20 protein-coding genes are annotated in these 18750 nt (G+C 59.5%); 14 read left to right on the top strand and 6 right to left on the bottom strand.

Annotated features, from left to right (window positions below; genetic code table 11):
* The first annotated feature begins 9 nt into the window (after positions 1 to 9).
* The 10 genes from PHP59_RS01885 to PHP59_RS01840 all read left to right on the top strand — a co-directional run bounded on the left by PHP59_RS01885 (position 10) and on the right by PHP59_RS01840 (position 10050).
* The gene (locus PHP59_RS01885; protein WP_300162734.1) at positions 10 to 1212 is read left to right on the top strand and encodes a magnesium transporter; all 1203 of its coding nucleotides are present in this window, start codon (positions 10 to 12) and stop codon (positions 1210 to 1212) included.
* Between the two features lie 540 nt (positions 1213 to 1752).
* Positions 1753 to 2943 carry a TrkA C-terminal domain-containing protein gene (locus PHP59_RS01880; protein WP_366943702.1) on the top strand — a complete coding sequence of 397 codons (1191 nt, stop codon included), beginning with the start codon at positions 1753 to 1755 and terminating at the stop codon, positions 2941 to 2943.
* 27 nt (positions 2944 to 2970) lie between these two features.
* Positions 2971 to 4815: an OB-fold nucleic acid binding domain-containing protein gene (locus PHP59_RS01875; RefSeq protein WP_300162728.1), complete on the top strand. Its 1845-nt coding sequence runs from the start codon at positions 2971 to 2973 to the stop codon at positions 4813 to 4815.
* A gap of 177 nt (positions 4816 to 4992) precedes the next feature.
* A complete protein-coding gene (locus tag PHP59_RS01870; RefSeq protein ID WP_300162725.1) occupies positions 4993 to 5907 on the top strand; it encodes a DUF3821 domain-containing protein in 915 nt (304 codons plus the stop codon).
* 143 nt (positions 5908 to 6050) lie between these two features.
* Positions 6051 to 6302: a hypothetical protein gene (locus tag PHP59_RS01865; protein ID WP_083523391.1), complete on the top strand. Its 252-nt coding sequence runs from the start codon at positions 6051 to 6053 to the stop codon at positions 6300 to 6302.
* A 27-nt stretch (positions 6303 to 6329) separates the two neighbouring features.
* Positions 6330 to 6527 (top strand): hypothetical protein, encoded by a 198-nt coding sequence (locus PHP59_RS01860; RefSeq protein ID WP_067050878.1) that lies wholly within the window; start codon positions 6330 to 6332, stop codon positions 6525 to 6527.
* Positions 6528 to 6645: 118 nt separating this feature from the next.
* The gene (locus PHP59_RS01855; protein WP_300162720.1) at positions 6646 to 7128 is read left to right on the top strand and encodes a GTP-binding protein; all 483 of its coding nucleotides are present in this window, start codon (positions 6646 to 6648) and stop codon (positions 7126 to 7128) included.
* 64 nt (positions 7129 to 7192) lie between these two features.
* Positions 7193 to 7543: a hypothetical protein gene (locus tag PHP59_RS01850; protein WP_300162717.1), complete on the top strand. Its 351-nt coding sequence runs from the start codon at positions 7193 to 7195 to the stop codon at positions 7541 to 7543.
* Positions 7544 to 7546: 3 nt separating this feature from the next.
* Positions 7547 to 9202, top strand: a complete 1656-nt coding sequence (ade, locus tag PHP59_RS01845) for an adenine deaminase (protein WP_300162714.1) — start codon at positions 7547 to 7549, stop codon at positions 9200 to 9202.
* On the top strand, positions 9199 to 10050 hold the full coding sequence (locus PHP59_RS01840; RefSeq protein WP_300162711.1) for a methanogenesis marker 8 protein: 852 nt from the start codon (positions 9199 to 9201) through the stop codon (positions 10048 to 10050). The genes ade and PHP59_RS01840 overlap by 4 nt, the downstream gene beginning before the upstream one ends.
* Before the next feature lie 217 nt (positions 10051 to 10267).
* On the opposite strand, the gene PHP59_RS01835 is transcribed toward PHP59_RS01840, so the two are convergent.
* The gene (locus PHP59_RS01835; RefSeq protein WP_300162708.1) at positions 10268 to 11053 is read right to left on the bottom strand and encodes a heparan-alpha-glucosaminide N-acetyltransferase; all 786 of its coding nucleotides are present in this window, start codon (positions 11051 to 11053) and stop codon (positions 10268 to 10270) included.
* A 280-nt stretch (positions 11054 to 11333) separates the two neighbouring features.
* On the opposite strand from PHP59_RS01835, the gene PHP59_RS01830 reads away from it, so the two are divergent.
* A complete protein-coding gene (locus PHP59_RS01830; protein ID WP_300162705.1) occupies positions 11334 to 14321 on the top strand; it encodes a PAS domain S-box protein in 2988 nt (995 codons plus the stop codon).
* On the opposite strand, the gene PHP59_RS01825 is transcribed toward PHP59_RS01830, so the two are convergent.
* Positions 14316 to 14864, bottom strand: coding sequence for a hypothetical protein (locus tag PHP59_RS01825; protein ID WP_300162702.1), 549 nt, complete (start codon positions 14862 to 14864; stop codon positions 14316 to 14318). The genes PHP59_RS01830 and PHP59_RS01825 overlap by 6 nt on opposite strands.
* A gap of 86 nt (positions 14865 to 14950) precedes the next feature.
* Between PHP59_RS01825 and PHP59_RS01820 the strand changes: the two genes are divergently transcribed.
* Together PHP59_RS01820 and PHP59_RS01815 are read left to right on the top strand one after the other, a co-directional pair.
* A complete protein-coding gene (locus PHP59_RS01820) occupies positions 14951 to 15139 on the top strand; it encodes a hypothetical protein (protein WP_067050841.1) in 189 nt (62 codons plus the stop codon).
* A gap of 417 nt (positions 15140 to 15556) precedes the next feature.
* On the top strand, positions 15557 to 15940 hold the full coding sequence (locus tag PHP59_RS01815; RefSeq protein ID WP_300162808.1) for a rubredoxin: 384 nt from the start codon (positions 15557 to 15559) through the stop codon (positions 15938 to 15940).
* On the opposite strand, the gene PHP59_RS01810 is transcribed toward PHP59_RS01815, so the two are convergent.
* On the bottom strand, positions 15895 to 16185 hold the full coding sequence (locus PHP59_RS01810; RefSeq protein WP_300162697.1) for a hypothetical protein: 291 nt from the start codon (positions 16183 to 16185) through the stop codon (positions 15895 to 15897). The genes PHP59_RS01815 and PHP59_RS01810 overlap by 46 nt on opposite strands.
* A 293-nt stretch (positions 16186 to 16478) precedes the next feature.
* Between PHP59_RS01810 and PHP59_RS01805 the strand changes: the two genes are divergently transcribed.
* The gene (locus PHP59_RS01805) at positions 16479 to 16631 is read left to right on the top strand and encodes a hypothetical protein (protein ID WP_300162694.1); all 153 of its coding nucleotides are present in this window, start codon (positions 16479 to 16481) and stop codon (positions 16629 to 16631) included.
* Positions 16632 to 16636: 5 nt separating this feature from the next.
* Here PHP59_RS01805 and PHP59_RS01800 read toward each other — a convergent pair whose 3' ends face one another.
* Genes PHP59_RS01800 through PHP59_RS01790 form a run of 3 tightly spaced genes read right to left on the bottom strand, consistent with a single transcriptional unit; the run spans position 16637 to position 18506 of the window.
* A complete protein-coding gene (locus PHP59_RS01800) occupies positions 16637 to 17623 on the bottom strand; it encodes a hypothetical protein (protein ID WP_300162691.1) in 987 nt (328 codons plus the stop codon).
* A complete protein-coding gene (locus tag PHP59_RS01795) occupies positions 17620 to 18261 on the bottom strand; it encodes a hypothetical protein (RefSeq protein WP_300162688.1) in 642 nt (213 codons plus the stop codon). Before PHP59_RS01795 ends, PHP59_RS01800 begins: the two co-directional genes overlap by 4 nt.
* Positions 18219 to 18506 (bottom strand): hypothetical protein, encoded by a 288-nt coding sequence (locus PHP59_RS01790; protein ID WP_300162685.1) that lies wholly within the window; start codon positions 18504 to 18506, stop codon positions 18219 to 18221. The genes PHP59_RS01795 and PHP59_RS01790 overlap by 43 nt, the downstream gene beginning before the upstream one ends.
* Positions 18507 to 18750: the final 244 nt, after the last annotated feature.

The following is an 18750-nucleotide window of genomic DNA, read 5'->3' as shown; positions in this document are numbered from 1 at the left end:
AGGGTGAGGATGAAGTCGGGAAACGGTTTGAGGCGCGAGCGGCGCCTCTTCCTGACCGGCCTTGCGGCGCTCCTCATCAGCACCGTGGTTGCCGTCGTTGCCGGGTCCTATCTCTCCTCAGTCCGTGAGGTCCTTGTCCTCATCCCCGGACTCCTGGTGCTGGTGCCGCCGACGATCAATATGCGGGGGAGCATCTCGGGCGTGCTCGCCTCCCGCCTCTCCTCGTCCATGCACCTCGGGGAGTTTACAGGGAGTTTCCACGACGGCGGCGTCCTTGCCGAGAACCTCCACGTCTCCCTTATCCTCACCCTGGCCACGGCAGTCGCCCTCGGCATTGTGGCAAGCCTTGTCAGTGCCCTGACAGGCGTCGAGGTGATCGCCACAGGCGACCTGGTCCTCATATCGGTGATCGCCGGTATTGTCGCCGGGTTCATCGTCATGGGTTTTACCGTCCTCGTTTCGGTCCTCTCGTACAGGCAGGGCATCGACATGGACATGATCGCAGCCCCTGCGGTGACGACCCTCGGCGACCTGGTCACGATCCCGATCCTCACCATAACGGCCGTGTTCGTCCTCTCCTTCCCGTCAGGGACACGGACACTCCTCCTCGGGGTGATGCTCCTCGTCACCGCCGTCGCGTGCCTCTACTCCTGGTCGCGGGGCGGACGCGTGAGGCGGATCTCCACCGAGGTCCTCCCCCTCCTCGTCTGCCTCTCTGTCCTCGGGACCTTTGCCGGGGTGACCTACACCCTCGGCCTCGACCGTCTCGTGAGCATGGCCGCCCTTCTCATCCTGATCCCACCCTTTGCCGGGATCTGCGGGTCTATCGGCGGCATCCTCTGCTCGCGCCTCGGCACCGAGATGCACCTCGGCATCATCGCCCCCTCCCTCGTCCCTTCGAAGGAGGTGGTGGTGCAGTTCGCCCACACCTACCTCTTCACCGTCCTGCTCCTTCCCTTGATGGCGGCCCTCGCACACCTTGCGGCCCTCCTCCTCGGCGCCCCCTCCCCCGGCCTTCTCCCCATGGTCGCCATCGCCACGCTGGCAGGTGCGGTCGTGATGACCCTGGTCAACGGGATCGCCCATCTCACCGCGACGATCTCTTTCAGGTTCGGTCTCGATCCCGACAACTTCGGGATCCCGGTCATCTCCGCGGTCATCGACCTCCTCGGCGCCGTGGTCCTGGTCGCGGTCATCGACCTCTTCCTGTAAGGAGAGGGGACGTTCCTGGCCAGAAAGGCAGAACCTCTTCCATGAAGGGCACTCGTAGACGTTTCAGCCCCGGAAGAATTCTTTGTCCGGGGTGCGGTGGCAGGTGACTCTGCCCCTATACCCCCGCCTTGGGGTAAGGTGCAACCCTCGATGAGCGCCAGGGGGAAGCAGGGGATCGTTTTTCATCTACCGGGGGGGCTGCCGCCCCCCAGACCCCCTGCCATTAGGATAGGGAGGGGACGCCAGTCCTCTTCTGAATGAAGGTTTTACCCTTTCCGGGTCCAATCCTGAGGGAGGCCGACCGGAAGGAGTCGAGAAGACGCGGGGGCGCGTAGTCCCCCGGCGCAAGCGTGCGGGAAGGCACGTCGACCAGACGAACTCCTCAGAACAATTTTCATGCGGTATGCCTGAGGCGTGCTCCCGACTCATGTCTGGTTCAACAGAGACGGGAATTGCACACATCTCACTCCGCCTTCCTCATTCCTGCGAATTAATATACTGTCATAACACTATTGAGAGTGAAGACGGTACAGATTCATGATGGAAGTCGAGTATCAGCCGACCAGCCTCAAGGATGTCCTTATCGAGATGAAGGATATCTCGGAGCTGATGGTTGACCTTGCCTATTCTGCAATTCTCTTTGAAAGCCACGAGATTGCCGGCGAAGTCGAGAAACTTGAAGAGGTCATGAACCGGCACGCGTATCAGGCGCGGATCTCGGCCATCCTCGGGGCGCGCCGTGTGGAGGAGGCCGAGGCGATGAGCGGCCTCCTCCAGATCGCCGAGGCGGCGGAGCGGATCGCCAATTCTGCAACCGATATTGCCAAACTTATCTTGAGAGGGGCAAAATTCCCGCAGAAACTCAGGAACGCCCTGCCTGAAGCGGAAGAGGTGACGGTCAGGGCAGAGGTGCATCCCGACTCTCTCCTTGACGGCACGACCCTCGGTGAGGTGAAACTCCAGAGCCGATCGGGTATGCGCGTCATTGCGATCAGGCGGGGATCGGGCTGGATCTATGACCCCGACAAGTATTCGAAGACCCTTGCCGGGGACATCGTCCTCGCGAAGGGTCTCGGTGCCGGGATCACCCCCCTGTTCACGATGACCGGCGCGAAGCCGCAGCCCCGGAAGGAGTGGGTGCAGGCCGGATGCGTCGACGACCTCGACCGCGCCGTCGCACTGATGATCGAGATGAAGAACCTCTCGGAACTGGCAGTCGGGCTCGCGTATACGTCTCTCCTCTTCACGAACGAGGACATTGCGAAGGAAGTCGTCGTCCTCGACGAGAGGATGGAGGACATGCGCTACCAGTTCGACCTCTGGCTCCTTGAGGCGACCCGGCGGATCGAGAAGGCGGAGTACCTCTGCGGCCTGATCCACCTCTCCTCCTTTGCCGGGACCATCACCAGTGCCGCCTCGGCCATCGCCGACGTCCTCCTCCGCGACATCGAAATCCCTCCGGTCTTCAGGATGATCGTGCGCGAGTCCGACGAGATCATCACGCGGCTCGAAGTCGAGGAGAGGTCGGCCATCGCCGGCAGAAGCCTGCGCGAGGCCTCGCTTGCGACTGTCACCGGCATGGTCGTCTTTGTGATCCGGAGCAGAGAAGGCAGGTGGAAGTACCGTCCGGGACGGGATGAGCGTCTTCAGGCAGGCGATCTCATCATTGCAAAGGGACGGAGAGATGGTGAGGAACGCCTCGCCGCCCTCTGTTCAAGTGAAAATACATAAGCACTTTCCAGACAAGAGAGTACGAAAATGGCGAATACTGAAGATACCGTTGTCTATGCCCTTGGCCCCAACTGCGGGATCGAGGACGTTGAAGAGGGGAAGATATATGCCGGGACCGTTCAGGGCTTTGCAAATTTCGGAACCTTCGTACAGCTGAGTGCCCGGCTGAAAGGGCTTGTCCACAAGAGCAATATCCTCCAGAGCCACGAAGAAAAGGACCAGATCTTTGTCAAGATCATCAATATCAGGAATAACGGAAACATCGACCTTGCCGAGATGATCCCGGAGGTCTTCAGGCTGGAGACTATTACCCGCCGCGCCCATGTAACGAAACTGGGCGAGATCCAGTCTCTGGTGGGCAGGAACGTCACCTTTGAGGCCGAGGTCGCGCAAGTAAAGCAGACCAGCGGGCCGACGATCTTCACCCTTGTCGACGAGTCGGGGAGCGGCAATGCCGCGGCATTCGTGGAGGCCGGCGTCAGGGCGTACCCGGAGGTCGAGCTCGGGGGCGTCGTCTGCGTCTCCGGCGAGGTGATGCGCCGGCAGAACCAGCTTCAGATCGAGGTCAGCTCGATGGAGGCGCTCACCGGTGACGATGCAAAAACAGTGCACGACCGGATCGAGGCCGCCCTCGATGCACGGGCAGAGCCCGAAGACATCCCCCTCCTCGTGGAGAGCGATGTCCTCACGCAGTTGCAGCCCGAGATGAAGAAGGTTGCCAAACTGATCAGGCGCGCTGTCTTCGAGGCCCAGCCGATCATCCTCCGCCATCATGCCGATGCCGACGGCATCTGTGCGGCGGCCGCCGTCGAACAGGCGGTCATCTCCCTGATGCGGGAAGAGGGCGACGACCTGGACACGGCGTACTACCTCTTCAAGCGTTCCCCGTCCAAGGCCCCCTTCTATGAGGTCGAAGACATCACGAGGGACCTCGACTTCGCCCTCAAGGATCACGAGCGTTTCGGTCAGAAGATGCCCCTGATCGTTCTGATGGACAATGGTTCGACCGAGGAGGATCTGCCCTCGATGAAGATGGCACAGGTCTACGGCCTCTCGATGATCGTCGTCGACCACCACCACCCCGACGCCATCGTCGACGAGTACGTGATCGCGCATGTCAACCCCTATCATGTCGGCGGCGACTTCGGCGTCACGGCAGGGATGCTCGGGACCGAGGTGGCACGCCTCATCAACCCGAAGGTCAGCGACCTGATCCGCCATCTCCCGGCCGTCGCAGGTGTCGGCGACAGGAGCGAGGCGCAGGAAAGGCAGCGCTATCTTGACCTGGTCGCGGATGAATACTCCGAAGACGCGTGCAAGGACATTGCTCTTGCCCTCGACTACGAGCAGTTCTGGCTCAGGTTCAATGACGGCAGGGAACTGGTCAAGGATATCCTGAACCTCAAGGGGAACCGCGCCCTCCAGACGCGCTACGTGAGCCTCCTGGTGGAGCAGGCAAACGAGGCGATCGAAGACCAGATGGCGGCGTCGATGCCCCATGTGACCGAGGAGATCCTCCCGAACGGCGCTCACCTCTTCAGGATCGACGTGGAGATCTTCGCGCACCGCTTCACCTTCCCGCCGCCTGGCAAGACCTCGGGCGAGATCCACGACCGCCTCTGCCGGCAGCACCCGGGCGAACCGGTCGTCACGCTCGGTTTCGGCCCTGACTTTGCCGTGCTCCGTTCCCGCGGTGTCCTGATGAACATCCCGAAGATGGTCCGCGAACTCCGCGAGGAGATCAATGGCGGCGGCATCAGCGGCGGCGGCCACCTTGTCGTCGGGTCCATCAAGTTTGTCGAGGGGATGCGCGAGGCCGCCCTCTCCGGTCTGGTCGAGAAGATCGGCCTGGCAGATGTGGAGAAGGCCTGATCCCGGGACAGGATCCCCGGTCCTTTTTATCCCACGTCTCCGAAAGACATAAGTGACGTGACTGGTATGAAGGGGTGAGGGAATCCCATGGATCGAAAATATCGTTCACTGCTCTCCCGTACGGGTGTACTCTGTTGCACCTTTCTTCTCCTTGCTGCAACCTTTGCAGCGCCGGTTATGGCAAGGGGAACAACGATTTCTGACATACGGCCGGGAGACACCGTCTTTGTCTATGAAACCGGGTTGGACCTGACGGCCCTCAGGAATGCAACAACAGACAATCCTGTGACAGCGCTCCAGCGCTTTAATGATGATGACCCGAAAAAGGGCCTCATCAATACGGTCCCCGTCGCGGACGACACGAACTTCGACCTCATCGACGCCTCGGTGGGTGACGATACAGGACTGTACTTTGCCTACAACTCGCAGGACGGCATCACGAACAGGATTTACATCCGCTATCCCGAGGTGAGCATAGACGCGGTGCTTGCAGCCCCGAACCATGCCGAACGTATTGAGGGAATATCGGTGCCGACAGGGACGGGAATCGCCTTCCGGGTAATATCGCCAGATGTCGGTACGTACTATGCGGCCGGAGAGACGCGTGCGGCGGTCGAACTTGTGCTCACAACGCCGGGAGGTGCGGAGATGACAACTTTTGGCGGACGTGATTTCTCGAATCTGCCGATCACAAATTCGGTCTTCTACACCGACGACCCGGGCAGGCCCGGACCGGTCGCCCTGGAGAACCTTGAGGAAGGGACGTATAAGGTCCAGGCCAGGTGGACATCGCCGCAGGGCTTTGCCGACGATGCAGAGGATTCCAATGTCATCACGTTCTCCGTCGGCAATCGGGTCGGCGTGAACACGACGCCGACGACCGCGGCAACGACAGCGCCCACCACTGTTCCTACGATGGCCGTGACCACGGAGACGACGGCACCGGAGACAACCGCAACGACACCGTTCCTGACAACGGCCGTGACCACGGAGACGACGGCACCGGAGACGACCATGACACAGGCATCGGGAACCCTGATCCCTGCACTCGGGGCAGCGGCCCTCCTCCTCTTTGCGCTGAGGCGGCGGTGATCCCCTGCCCCTGTTTATTTATCGGGGCTCATCCGGTTGAGGCCGCAAGGGATTTCCAGGTGCAATTGCCCGGATATCCTCCTTGAAAAACAGAAACTATTTATAATAAACCTACGATACGTCTAACACGCTGAGGTATTGAGATGGATAGAAAAAAGAGTATCCGGGAACAGTACAACGACAGTCAATGCCGGATTGTTCATTACCTCAAATCAGGCATACAGCGAGGCAAACACTATTTCAAGTCAAAGTACATCGCTCATGATCTCGGGCTCTCTGCAAAGGAAGTCGGGACAAATCTTGCCATCCTTTCGGAGATCTGCGATGAACTTGAGATTACCCGCTGGAGTTACTCCAATTCCACGACCTGGATGGTCAGTCCGCGCGCAGCATAAGTACTATCGTGTGCCATACATCTGAACATGGAAAAGATCATCTCATTCGAGTCTGAGATCGAGTTTGTTGCACGGATCAATGAGCAGAAGGACTGCATCATGCAGCAGGGACCGAAGGGCTCCGGTGACGCGGACCCCGGCCAGCTCTGGTTCAATATCGACGTACCGAAGGGGCATGGCCTCAAGGCCGGCGACAGGGTCAGGGTCACCGTCGAGAAACTCTAAGAAAATACTCACAGTGCCAATCAGACCCGTTTAAAGCCCCTGATTTTTTTTAAAACTCTGGATATTTATGTAATTCATTTCGAAATGTCGAAATAGACCTGTAACCAAAGCAATGGTGATGGCACATGGTAAGTTCAAGCTCTGTGTCTTCGGGCCGTACGACGCCGGGAAGTCCAGCCTGATCCAGGCACTGGACCAGAACACCCGGCACATCGAGGCACGGTGCGAGGGCGGGTCGACCACGGTTGCCCTGGATTATGGGAGGGTCCAGGTAGGACAGGAGATGGTCTATCTCTTTGGGACGCCAGGTCAGGAGCGTTTTGAGTTTGTCAGGCAGATCCTTGCCCGGGGCATGGATGGAGCCATCATCGTGGTGGACTCGACCGCGGATCCCGATCCCATGGTCCGGCGTCTCTCCGACTGGCTTGTCGCACAAAAGGTTCCGTACGCCATCATGCTCAACAAATGCGACCTGCCGGGTTCGTCTCCCTCTCGCTTTGCCCATGAGATCGGGGACGCATCCGTGTACCTCGTATCTGCAAAGTCGGGAAAGAATGTTCATGAAGCGCTCTCTTTATTTATCCAGGGCCTGAAGAGATGACGTCCCCGGCAACAGACCAAAGGATATATCTTTTTTCAGCAGTGACATTCACATGGTGGCCGGAATGAAGATTGGACCTTCCATTTTGATCGGTGTCTGCCTCTGCATGGTCGCGTGGACTGCCGGATGTACGGGGATCGGTTTCGGGGACGTGCATTATGCGGACGGAAACCTGCAGGTCACGGTAGAAAACCCCGCTGAGATGGTGAACGGTACGGTTCAGGTGACTGTCTTTGAGATCCGTGACTTCAAGCAGACCGAAGTGACGAAAATAGCCCGCTCGGAAACCTTGCCGACCGGTACGGCTGCCCTGACTTTCCCGATGGACCTCCCCCCCGGGGACTACAAGATATACCTGTATTTCATGAAGGGCAACGAGAGGACTGTATCGGTGATCAAGGACATCCAGGTGTGAGAGATGAGACGGACTCTCAGGGTGGCGCAGGGGCTTGAGCCTGCAGACCGTCTCTTCACGCATCTCTCTCTCTATAATCCTTATACCTGCTCCTGGGACGAGACCTCCTTCGCGGTCGCGGACGGCATCGTCGTCGGGACAGGCATCTATGAGGCCGGGGAGACGGTCGACCTCGGCGGGGCACGGGTGGTCCCCGGCCTGATCGACGCCCACACGCATATCGAGAGTTCTCTCCTGGTGCCCGGCGAGTACGCCAGGTGCGTTGTCCCTCACGGTACGACGACGGTCGTCGCCGATCCCCATGAGATCGCGAATGTCTCAGGGGTCGAAGGGCTTCTGTTCATGCGTGAGGAGGGGAAGTCGGCCGGACTGTCCATCCTCCTCACCCTCCCCTCCTGCGTTCCCGCCACGTCCCTCGACATGGGCGGGGCCGACCTCTCTGCCGACGACCTGGCCGCTTTTGCGAGAGCCGACGGGGTGGTGGGCCTCGGGGAGGTGATGAACGTCCCCGGCGTCCTCTCGGGAGACCCGGAGGTCTGGAAAAAGATCGGGCTCTGCGCCGTGCGGGACGGGCACGCCCCCCTCCCCGCGGGCAGGCCCCTCAATGCCTACGTGCTCGCGGGCATCCAGAGCGATCACGAGTGCACCGCGTGCGCGGAGGCCGAGGAGAAACTGAAACTCGGGATGTACATCATGATGCGTGAGGGCTCGACAGAGCAGAACATCACGGCCCTTGCCCCCCTGCTGACGCCGTGCACGGCCGCCCGCTGCTGCCTCGCGACCGACGACCGCCATGCCGACATGCTCGTCGCCGAGGGGCACATCGACGACGCAGTGCGGAAACTCGTGGCCGCAGGGGTCTCCCTGGAGACCGCCCTCCGTGCGGCGACCCTCACCGCGGCAGAGCGTTTCCGCCTCGACGACCGGGGGGCGATCGCGCCCGGACGGCGGGCCGACTTCTGCGTGCTTGCAGACGACGAAGTCTTCGCCGTGAAAGAGACCTATATTCTCGGGAAGAAATACGAAGACCCGGGATTCAGAGAACCCATATGCCCTGAACCGCGGTTTGCCTGCCCGGTGCCGTCGCCGGCCGATATTGCGGTCCGGGGGCAGGGCAGGGCGCGGGTGATCGGCCTTGTGCCGGGGCAGATTGTCACCGAGTCTCTCTCCATTGAGGTGGCAGATGTACCCGACCTGGAGAGGGACATCCTCAAGGTCGTCGTATGCGACCGCTACCGTGGCACGGGCTGCGGCGTCGGCCTGGTCCACGGCCTTGGCCTGAAGGACGGGGCGATCGCGACAAGCGTCTCCCACGACGCCCACAACATCATCGCCGCCGGCGTCACCGACGACGAGATCGTGCGGGCGATCAGAGAGGTCGTCAGGCACCAGGGCGCGATGACCGCAGTCAGGGGTGAGAGAGTCACCACCCTGCCCCTCGCCTGCGGCGGCCTGATGGCGACCATGCCCTACCCCGCGGTCTGCGAGGCTCTGGAACGCCTTGCTCTGGAGACGAAGGTGATGGGAGCGGTGGACCACCCCTTCATGTACCTCTCCTTCCTGGCCCTGACCGTGATCCCGCACCTGCGGGTGACGACGCGGGGGGTCTTCGACGCGGACGCGTTCAGGGACGTCCCGCTCTTTCTGGAGGAACCATGACAGACGAGCATATCATCGAGGCAATCGGAAAGACGAGGATCGTGGTGCGGGACGGCAGGGTCGTCGAGGTCGGAAAACCCCTGATCCGGTCCTGCCCCCTTGCGGAGAAGTTCTCCTGCTCTGTCCATGAGATGACGGAGGAGGCGATCCGGGAGAACATCGAGGAGAGGATGCGGGCCTTCGGGATGTGCAACCCGGCCCGTCAGGTGACGGACACGTCGGACTTCGTCCTCTTCGGGGCGTCGGAGTTGATCTCCTCCGCCCTCAGGAACGGGCTTGTGCGCTCGGCTGTCATCGTCTGTGACGGCGTCGGCACGGTGGTCGTGACGGCGCCCGACCAGGTGCAGGGCATCGGCGGCCGGGTCTCCGGGATCGTCGAGACCTCCCCGATCCCGCAGGTGATCGGGAGGATCGAAGGTCTCGGCGGCCGGGTGCTTGACCCGGCGACGGCACGGATCGACATGCCCGCCGGTGCGGCATTCGCCTATGACCTCAGCCTCTCTCCGGCGGCGGTTACTGTGGCGACCGCGGACGACGCGGAGACGGTGCGGTCCGCACACCCCGACGCCCTGATCATCGCCGTCCACACGACCGGCGTCTCCGCAGAGGAGGCGCGGCGCCTTGCGGCCGTCGCCGACCTGGTGACGGCCTGCGCCTCGGCCGCAATCAGAGAGGAGGCCGGGCCCCGCGCCCTCCTCCAGGCAGGCACGGCGGTGCCGGTCTTTGCGATGACGCCCCTCGGCAAGAGGGTGGTGCTCACGAAACTCCAGGAGACGGACAGGCAGGTGCTGGTCAGCGGCAAGGCCCTGCCCGCGCCGGGCGGGCGTGAACCCGAACCCCTGATCTGAGTTTTTGCTCTGGAAAAATTCTGTGCTGATACCTTTGCCGGGGGGCACGCCCCCCGGCCCCCCCTTCAGGATAGGGGAGGAGACAGTGATCTCGTTCTTCAGGATCTCCTGTTGGGCAAAGGTTTTCTCAAACAGAGAGAGCGATAGAGAAGATCTTTCCAGGGCCGATCTCTTTTTTCATCGAACCGGCCGGTTCAGGGCATGTCCCGGACCCCCCTCACCCGATCACGGCCCTGACTACAAGGAGGACCGCCACGATCACCGGCTGGTGGAGGAGGTAGATCGCAAGCGAGTTCCTGCCCATCACGCAGAGGGCGTCCCCCCCTCTCCCCTCCATCTCCGGGACGCCGAACCGGCGTCTCCCCCCGGGATAGAGGAGGAAACCTATCGCCATGCCGATCAGGGCCACGCCGAGCCATGGGATGATGGGGACATAGTCGACGCTATAAAATCCGGCCGGGTGAATGCCGAGAGGGATGAGCCAGGACGGTCCGGCGATCTGGCTGAAGGGCACGGCGGCAAGGACGACCCCGGCACCGGCGAGGAAGTTCCACCGTCCGAACCGCAGGAAGAAGGGGGCGGTGATGATGGCGAAGCCGATGAGGTGGAGGATGCCAAAGACAATGAAGCCCTCGCCGAGGAAGATCCAGGTGGCGAGGGTGGCGAGCATGCCGAAGAAGAAGACCTTGCCTCCTCTCCGGCCATACTCAAACCAGAGTGAAGACCCGGTCATCTCCTGCCGTCTCCTCTCATAACTGATCGGGAGGGAGAGTCCTGCAAGGGCGATGAAGAGGGTGGCAGTGGCAAGGGCGAAGTACCGCCAGAACCCGCCCAGCACATCTATCTCTGCGATGCCGAAGAAGGCGAGGTCGAAGAGGAGATGGTAGACGACCATCATGACGATGGCGATCCCCCTCAGGAGGTCGATCTCCCGGAAGCGCCGCGACGACGAATGCGTGGAGAGGATCTGTCCCCATCTCCAGGCATAGGGCTGTACATTCATCCTTTTTTCTTTCCTCCGGTGATCTTTCCGGATGATATGATTCCAGAGTATCTTAAACCCTGGTGTTATTCATCTCCCCGCTCATTGGGCAGGATAGAAAACAGGAGGACGTATCACAGCAATTGATCCGGCCTGAAGCCTATGTCCTCTCTTCGGAAAGGGCAATGTCAGCGAGTGTCCAGAACAAAATAGTATCCCATATATGTAGATAACAATATGTATCGCGTGCCTTAGATAGGGAAAATCGCGGATCGTTTCCTCATTTTCCCGGGAGATATCCATGATAAGCCTTCTGCTTGTGGACGACGAACCCGCCCTCCTCGATATCGGCAAGGTATTTCTGGAAGAGTGCGGCGACCTGTGCGTCGATATGGCAACAACCGTTGCGGAAGCACGGGAGAAACTCAGGAGCGGCAGGTACGAGGCCGTCGTCTCGGACTATGATATGCCTGATGTAGACGGGATCACTTTTCTCAAGGAGATCCGCCTCCACCATCCCGACCTTCCTTTTATTCTTTTCACCGGCAAGGGACGGGAAAAAGTGGTTATAGAGGCACTGAACAGTGGGGCCGACTTTTATCTCCAGAAAGGAGGTGACCCTGTGGCGCAGTTCGCGGAGTTGTCCCACAAGATCCGGCAGGCCGTGCAAAGGAGAAGAGTGGAGTACGAACTCCGGAAATCTGAGAAAAAGTATCGTGAACTTGTCGATAACCTCCCGGAGACACTCTTTAAAATGGACATTGAGGGAAACCTTGTCTATATCAATCGCAGGGGTCTGGAAGTTCTCGGTCTGCCTGAAGGTGAGGTCTATGGGAAGCCATGGTATTTCCATGTCCATCCTGACGACCGGGAAGACGCAGAGGAGACATGTATCCGTCTGATACGTACCGGCGGCCGTGCCTGGGGCCTTGAGTTACGAGTCCAGACCAGGTCAGACGGAGGAAAGACCATCTCAGTTCTCCTGAATCTCACCCCCATCAGGGACGATGCCGGGCGTCTTCTTGGAGCACAGGGGATTGCAATCGATATCTCCGGGAAAAAACAGGCTGAAATAGCGTTGCAGGAGGCCGAAGAGCGTTATCGCCTGATCACAGAAGGGATTGCCGACGGCGTGACCCTCGGGAATATGGGCGGGATCATTTCCTATGCCTCCCCTTCGATGACCAGGATCACCGGATACGGGAACGGAGAGATAGTCTGCCATTCGTTCCGTGAGTTCGTTGCCGAAGATGATCAGGAAATAATCGATGCCTGTTTCGAGAAAACACTCCATAATAGAGAGTGTTTTGAGGGGTTCAGGACCCGGGTGAAGAGAAAAGATGGGAACTGTATCTATGTCGAAATCAACGGCGGCCCGATCATACGGGACGGCGAGGTGATAGGGGCGCAGAGTGTCACGCGGGATATCACCCGGCAGTTACAGACCGAGAACGCCCTCAGGGAGAGCGAAGAACGGTTAAATGTCACGTTGCGCTCCATTGGAGATGGCGTCATCGTCACCGGGGAGGACGGGAGGGTGACCCTCATCAACACCGTGGCCGAGTCCCTGACTGGATGGAAGGAGGAGGAGGCAATGGGGAAGTCTCTTGCCGGCATATTCCATATTATCGATGAGAAGAACTCACAACCTCTGGAAAACCCGGTGATGAGGGTGATCAGGCATGGCATGACGACAGGCCACCGAATTCACACCATCCTCGTCTCACGTGACAGTGTACAACGCGTTATCGCCAGCAGTGCCGCTCCTGTCAGGGATAAAGAAGGTATCATAGTCGGTGCGGTGCTGGTCTTCCGTGACGTCACGGCGGAGAGAGAGGCAGAGAAGGCCCGGCGTCGCCTTGCGGCCATCGTCGAATCTTCAGACGATGCGATCTTCGGGACGACGGTTGAAGGGATTATCACTGAATGGAACAGGGGAGCCGAGAGAATATACAGGTACGCCGACCATGAGGTAATAGGGCGTCATGTGTCCATGCTTGCCCCACGGGACCGTCGTGAAGAGTTCATGGACGCCATACGAGAGATCTTACATGTCGGCCATAAGGACACCTTCGAGACAGTCCGGGTGAGGAGGGACGGTGAAGAGATCCACATTGCCATCACGATATCCCCTATCCGTGATGAAGAAGGAGCAATTACCGGATTTTCCGCCATTTCACGGGACATCACCAGCCAGAAGGAGGCGGAGCACGCCCTCAACAAGAGCAGGCAGTGGCTTGAACATGTCGTCGAGGGTGTGAGACTGGGCACGTGGGAGTGCGACATGCAGACAGAGAAGGTGACCCTCAACCGGCACCTTGCCGCCATGCTCGGCTATCCGCAAGATTGTCTGGAGGCAGACGGACAGACGATCGGTCAGTTGATTTCTGAGGCAGATCGTGCCCCCGTAGAAGAGGCTGTTGTTGCCACTCTGGCCGGGCTATCTCCCATCTTTGTACAGGAGGTGCATCTCACAGGCGATGCCGGCCGTACCGTTCTGCTCCAGGCCTGGGGGACCGTGATGGAGAGAGACGAATCCGGCCGCCCTGTACGTCTGAGCGGAATCTGTCAGGACATCTCCGAGATCCGCGGTTACCAGGAGGCCATAAAGAAGGCAAACAAAAAGCTCAACCTCCTGAACAGCATCACCCGCCACGACCTCCTCAACCAGACGACGGCATTGCAGGGGTACATGACCCTCATCAATCGTGCTGCCGGTGATGGTGAGCCTGTGATCAAGAACTATTCTGGCATATGCAGCAGGTTGATCGATACGATCCAGCGCCAGGTCGTCTTTACGCGGGACTATGAGAACATGGGTGTACATGCCCCGGCATGGCAGCATGTGGGGGACGCGGTCAGGAAAGTAGCAGCCGACCTCTCCCGGGGTACCGGGAAAGTATCCATTCTTGCCGACACCGGCGATATCGAGATCTATGCCGACCCCATGTTTGAAAAAGTGCTCTTTAACTTGTTTGACAATGCCATCAGGCACGGGGAGCGGGTGACCGAGATCAGGGTGTCGTTCCGGGCGAATGGCGACGGCGGTGTCCTCACGGTCGAGGATAACGGCATCGGGATTGTCAGGGATTCCAGGAACAAGATCTTTCTGGCAGGGTACGGGAGGAACACCGGTTATGGCCTCTTCCTTGCAAAGGAGATCCTTGACATAACCGGGATCGGTATCGCCGAGACTGGTGACGAAGGGAGAGGTGCACGTTTTGAGATGGCGGTGCCTGAACGGGGGTACAGGATGAAGGGATCGGGCACGCTGCCCGCCGGTTCATGAGAGGAGTGTCAGAGCACATCCTGCCGCCACAGGTATGACGAGGTTGTCGTCGATAGGGGAGAAGAGTTCGGCGAGGGCAGCGACGCTGGCGACAAGGAATGCGGCAGAGGGGGGCAGCATCGGCAGGAGGGAGAGGAACAGTGCGATAAAGCCTGTCCCCGACCCTTCGAGGGTCTTCCCGTTGAGAATCTTGTGCCTCCCGAAGCGGAGGCCGGCGATTGTCGCGACCGAGTCGAGGACCGTGAGGGAGAGGACGGCAATGAAGGCGACCCGCGGCTCGAAGGCCACCGAACAGAAGAGAGCGCTTGCGACGAAATAGACCGTGCCTTTTCCGGGGAAGACGTCCTCTCTTTCGAGGGCACCGATGATCTCCGCGATGCCGGGCACGTACCAGCCGCGAAGCACGGCCTCGACGAGCATGAGACCGCCAAGAAGGCCTGACGCATAGATAAGCACGGCAAGACCGGGCACAGGGACGAGGAGGATGGATGCGATGCCCAGACCAAAGACGAGGTGGACCATCTGGCGGCCGTACTCGTGCATGCCCTGCGTGGCATGTGATAGGATAAATCCTTGTGGATCACCCCTTTCGAAGGATTAATCCTCTTCACAGCGAAAAATTGTGTGATATGGCTGAAGATATCTATGAAGAGGTCGTCTGCAACCACTGCGACGGTATCGGCTGCACCAACTGCGGTCGCACCGGCAGGGTGCTTGTGCGGCGGCCTGCAAAACGCTGCAGCCGGTGTGACGGCGTCGGTTGCATCTACTGCGGGTACACGGGCTGGGAAGGTCTGAAGGGGAAATACGAAGAGTAAGTACCTTCCCCATCTGCAGACCCGGATCTATCGCCTTCCCCGGGAGTGTACCCGGGGGACTACGCCCCCGGACCTCGAAAACCTTCGGTTTACTCAAACTCGCTCCGGTCGTCCTCACTCAGGATTGAACCGGGAAAGACAGGACAGAATATCCTGGTGCAGGAGAGTGCCGTCTCACTCCTATCCTGAGGAGGGTCCGGGGGCGTAGTCCCCCGGATGAGGATATCGGTCTATCTATTTCCCTGGAGTGTACGGGGGGGCCCTATCGAGCCTCCGACTTTTCTAGAGTCTGTGCGCGAGCATCAACGAGCTTTAGAATCCGGAACGTCTTCGAGCAGAGTCCCCCCCGCATTCGCGGGGGCAGTCGAGGGCAAGAATATATATCGGCCCGGGCGCATGGGAGTCCGGGGGACCGTGATGGCAAAGGTGAAGCGATATATCTGCAAGCACTGCGGCTATGTGTATTCTCCGCTCAGGGGCGAACCGCACCGCGGCATACCGGCGGGGACGGAGTTCGAAGACCTGCCTGAGGATTATATCTGCCCGGTCTGCGGGGCGACAGGAAAGGGGCCGATAGGCACCTGGGGCTTCGAACCCTGGAACCCTACGAGATATGTCTGCAAGATCTGCGGGTATGTGTACGATCAGAAGCGGGGTGAACCACACCGCGGCATTCCGGCAGGGACGGAGTTCGAAGATCTGCCTGATGACTATGCCTGCCCTGTCTGTGGACTGGACCCGAAGATATCAAAGTATTACGGCAAGGTCGGCAGGACCCAGTTCGAGGCCCTGGAGTACTGATCCTTGCTGAGGTTTGTGGTGACCGTCCTGTTGAGGATCTCCACAAACCGTCTATTCTCTGCCTCGGTAAGAGGTCTGTCTCTCATCTCCTCGATCCTGAGATCGAGTTCTCCGTCCGAGTACTCCGCGATGACCACAAGGCTCTGGGAGACCGGGTTCCCAAAGATCTCCCTGAGTTCCTCGTTCCTGTTCAGGTCATCGATGATCTGTGAGAGTACCCCCATCCTGATGCCCACACGCTTCATACCCCCTCCGCATATTGTGGTGATGGACGGCGTATTGCCATTCAGATATATAAAGAGGACGCCGGGGGTACAGGCGAGGCCCCGGGGGCCTCGTCCCTCTCCGTCACCCGGCATCTCTACCGGGACGGTGCGTCCCCGCGCCTGTCGGAGGAAAGGCGAATGTCGGGAACGAACAATCCAGATTAGACCTCCGCAATGGAGATATTTCTGGATCTTTCATCATAAATCATGAGGAACCTCTGAAAATTATAAAGGAAGACATATATAGGGAACCTTCCAACTGAAGGAAGGAGATGAAGACGAAGATGCTCATGTACCAGGATTCGATTTCCGAGTGGTACGATGGTGAGTTCAAGGAGTGCGTGCGGAATATCAATCTGTACCGGACGGTCGCGATGAAACTCGATACTGTCGCGAAGGCCGACCTCGAGATTCGCGACCTCTGAATTATCTAAAAGATCCTCTCTTTTCCAGGGCGGCCAGACCAGACTGAAACAGCGTCTTTATAGGCCTCCAGTGCCTTCACCGGAGTCGCCTGCACGCGAAGACGCGAGACATTCATGCCAAGAAGATCTTTCAAGCCGGGTCGCCTGCCAGTATTCAGAGCTGCCAGAAGATTGTACTCCGCATGCATCGGGGAGAAGGCGGAGAGTACACCGCGGCGATAAACCTCGGGGTCGTCCCAGAAATCAAGGATGAGGCCGACGCTCCTGAGGGCCGGGACGATGCCGTCCCCGAGAAGGGGATAGACACAGCCGATCGCCTCGCCTATCCCCCATATATTCCCGGATACAAGAGGATGGGCGCCTGCCGGCGATGTGACCCTGAGCTGACTCCTGCACCCGCACTCGGTCGTCATGCCGTTGAGAAGTCCCGAATCTTTGATGAAGAGGGAGGGGTCGCCGGCGTGGCTCAGGCAGCCGACATGGCACCTGCCGTCGCCGAGAGGAAAAGACCAGGCGTACCCGCCGTACACACAGCGGATCTCCGGGATTGCGCGTATATTTTCTGTGGTGCCCCGGTACTGGATGCAAGGGACGAGTTTGTCGTCTGCGATAGGAGGGAGAAAGGTCCGGGCCGTCCCTGTAGCGTCGATGACACGGTCGTACTCTCCAGGGTCAATGGAGCCGTATCTGACCGGGATATCGCCCCTGAGGTCGCGGATGAGGGCAGGCTTGTCGATCGTCATGAGTTCGACGCCGAACTCCCGTCCCTGGAAGAGGGCCGATGAGAAGCGGTTCAGGATATACCTGACGGGATCGAGCCCTGCCGACCTGATCAACGGTACGATCTCCCGTGTCGCCATCCAGGCACAGGGAGAGATCGAACATGTATTCTGATGAGGGAGGTCGTAGAGATCGACAGAAATGCCCTTTTCAGCAAGACACGAGGCCAGATAACTTCCTGAGACGCCGGCACCGGCAATCGCAACCCTCATGGGATTCCTCTCATCTGTTTTGTCTCCCTGAACACATCAATACTTTGCGCTGCCGGCGCCGTCATGGCGGTGCTGGTGGTGGGTGTCAGGGCTGTGCGGGTGGTCGTGCCAGAGGTCGAGACGAGCGCACCTGTCCTGGCCGAACCGATCCCCCGGAGTGCCATCAGGAAGAAGACACTCATCAGGCCGCCGTACCCGAGGAACCCGATGATCATAGCGACACAACAGGTCTCAGGTGGCGGGATGGACTCGCCGAGAGCCCGGGCAATGAAAAAGGTGACAGTACCGGCGCCGAGGCCCTTGATCATCACGATGGGTATGGGGTCTTTTGCCGAGATCATCTTGCTGAAGTTGTTGTCAAGACCCCAGAAGGTGCAGGTGAGGAGGATGCCGAGGGCGGCAATAGAAAAACCGAAGACCTGGTCGGGGTTCCATGAGAGGATGATACAGGAGAGGGTGATCAGGGAGAGAGCGCCCCCCATCCGGCGGCCGATCGGTTCCCGGTACCACATGACCGCAATGATGGCCGTGGCCACGGCCTCGAAGTTGAGTAGGAGGGCGGCGGTCGCCGCCGGCGTATGGGCGAGGCTCACAATCAGCACGATGGGCGCAAGGACGCCGCCAGAGGAGACGACCACTCCAGCGAGCCAGGGGAGGTCTGAACGGCTGAGCGACGCCGCTCGACGCCTTCCCTGCCGTTGCCAGAGAGAGAACCTGCCGCAAGATAGATGAGAAGGCCGTTCCCGCTCCCGGGAAAGAGGAGCGACGCCATGGTGACCGGACCGACACCGTCGAGAAGAAGCTTGGAGAAGGGTGCCGTGATCCCGAAGAGTGCAGCGGCGGCCAGGGCATAGATGACAGGAAGACGCTCAGAGAAAGACATATGACCAGATATGACTGTTCATGTTGGTCAGACTGTGTCTTATACCCGTTGAGGCAGGAGGGAGTTCATGCACGGCGCGCCGGAAAAAATGCCGGATCCTGCCGGGAATACTGTCCGTTCAACTTCCTCCGCAAGGAGTCCCCGGTCTTTAGGCCGGGGAGGAATTGCGGTTCACACACATAACTGCAAATACTTTTGAGTGAAATAATTACATGTGCTCACCCCAAAGACGGTCATCCTCAAG

The organism is Methanofollis sp., from assembly GCF_028702905.1.
GTDB lineage: Archaea > Halobacteriota > Methanomicrobia > Methanomicrobiales > Methanofollaceae > Methanofollis.
Note: the sequence above shows the minus strand (reverse complement) of the source record. Positions and strands in the feature narration are given on the sequence as shown.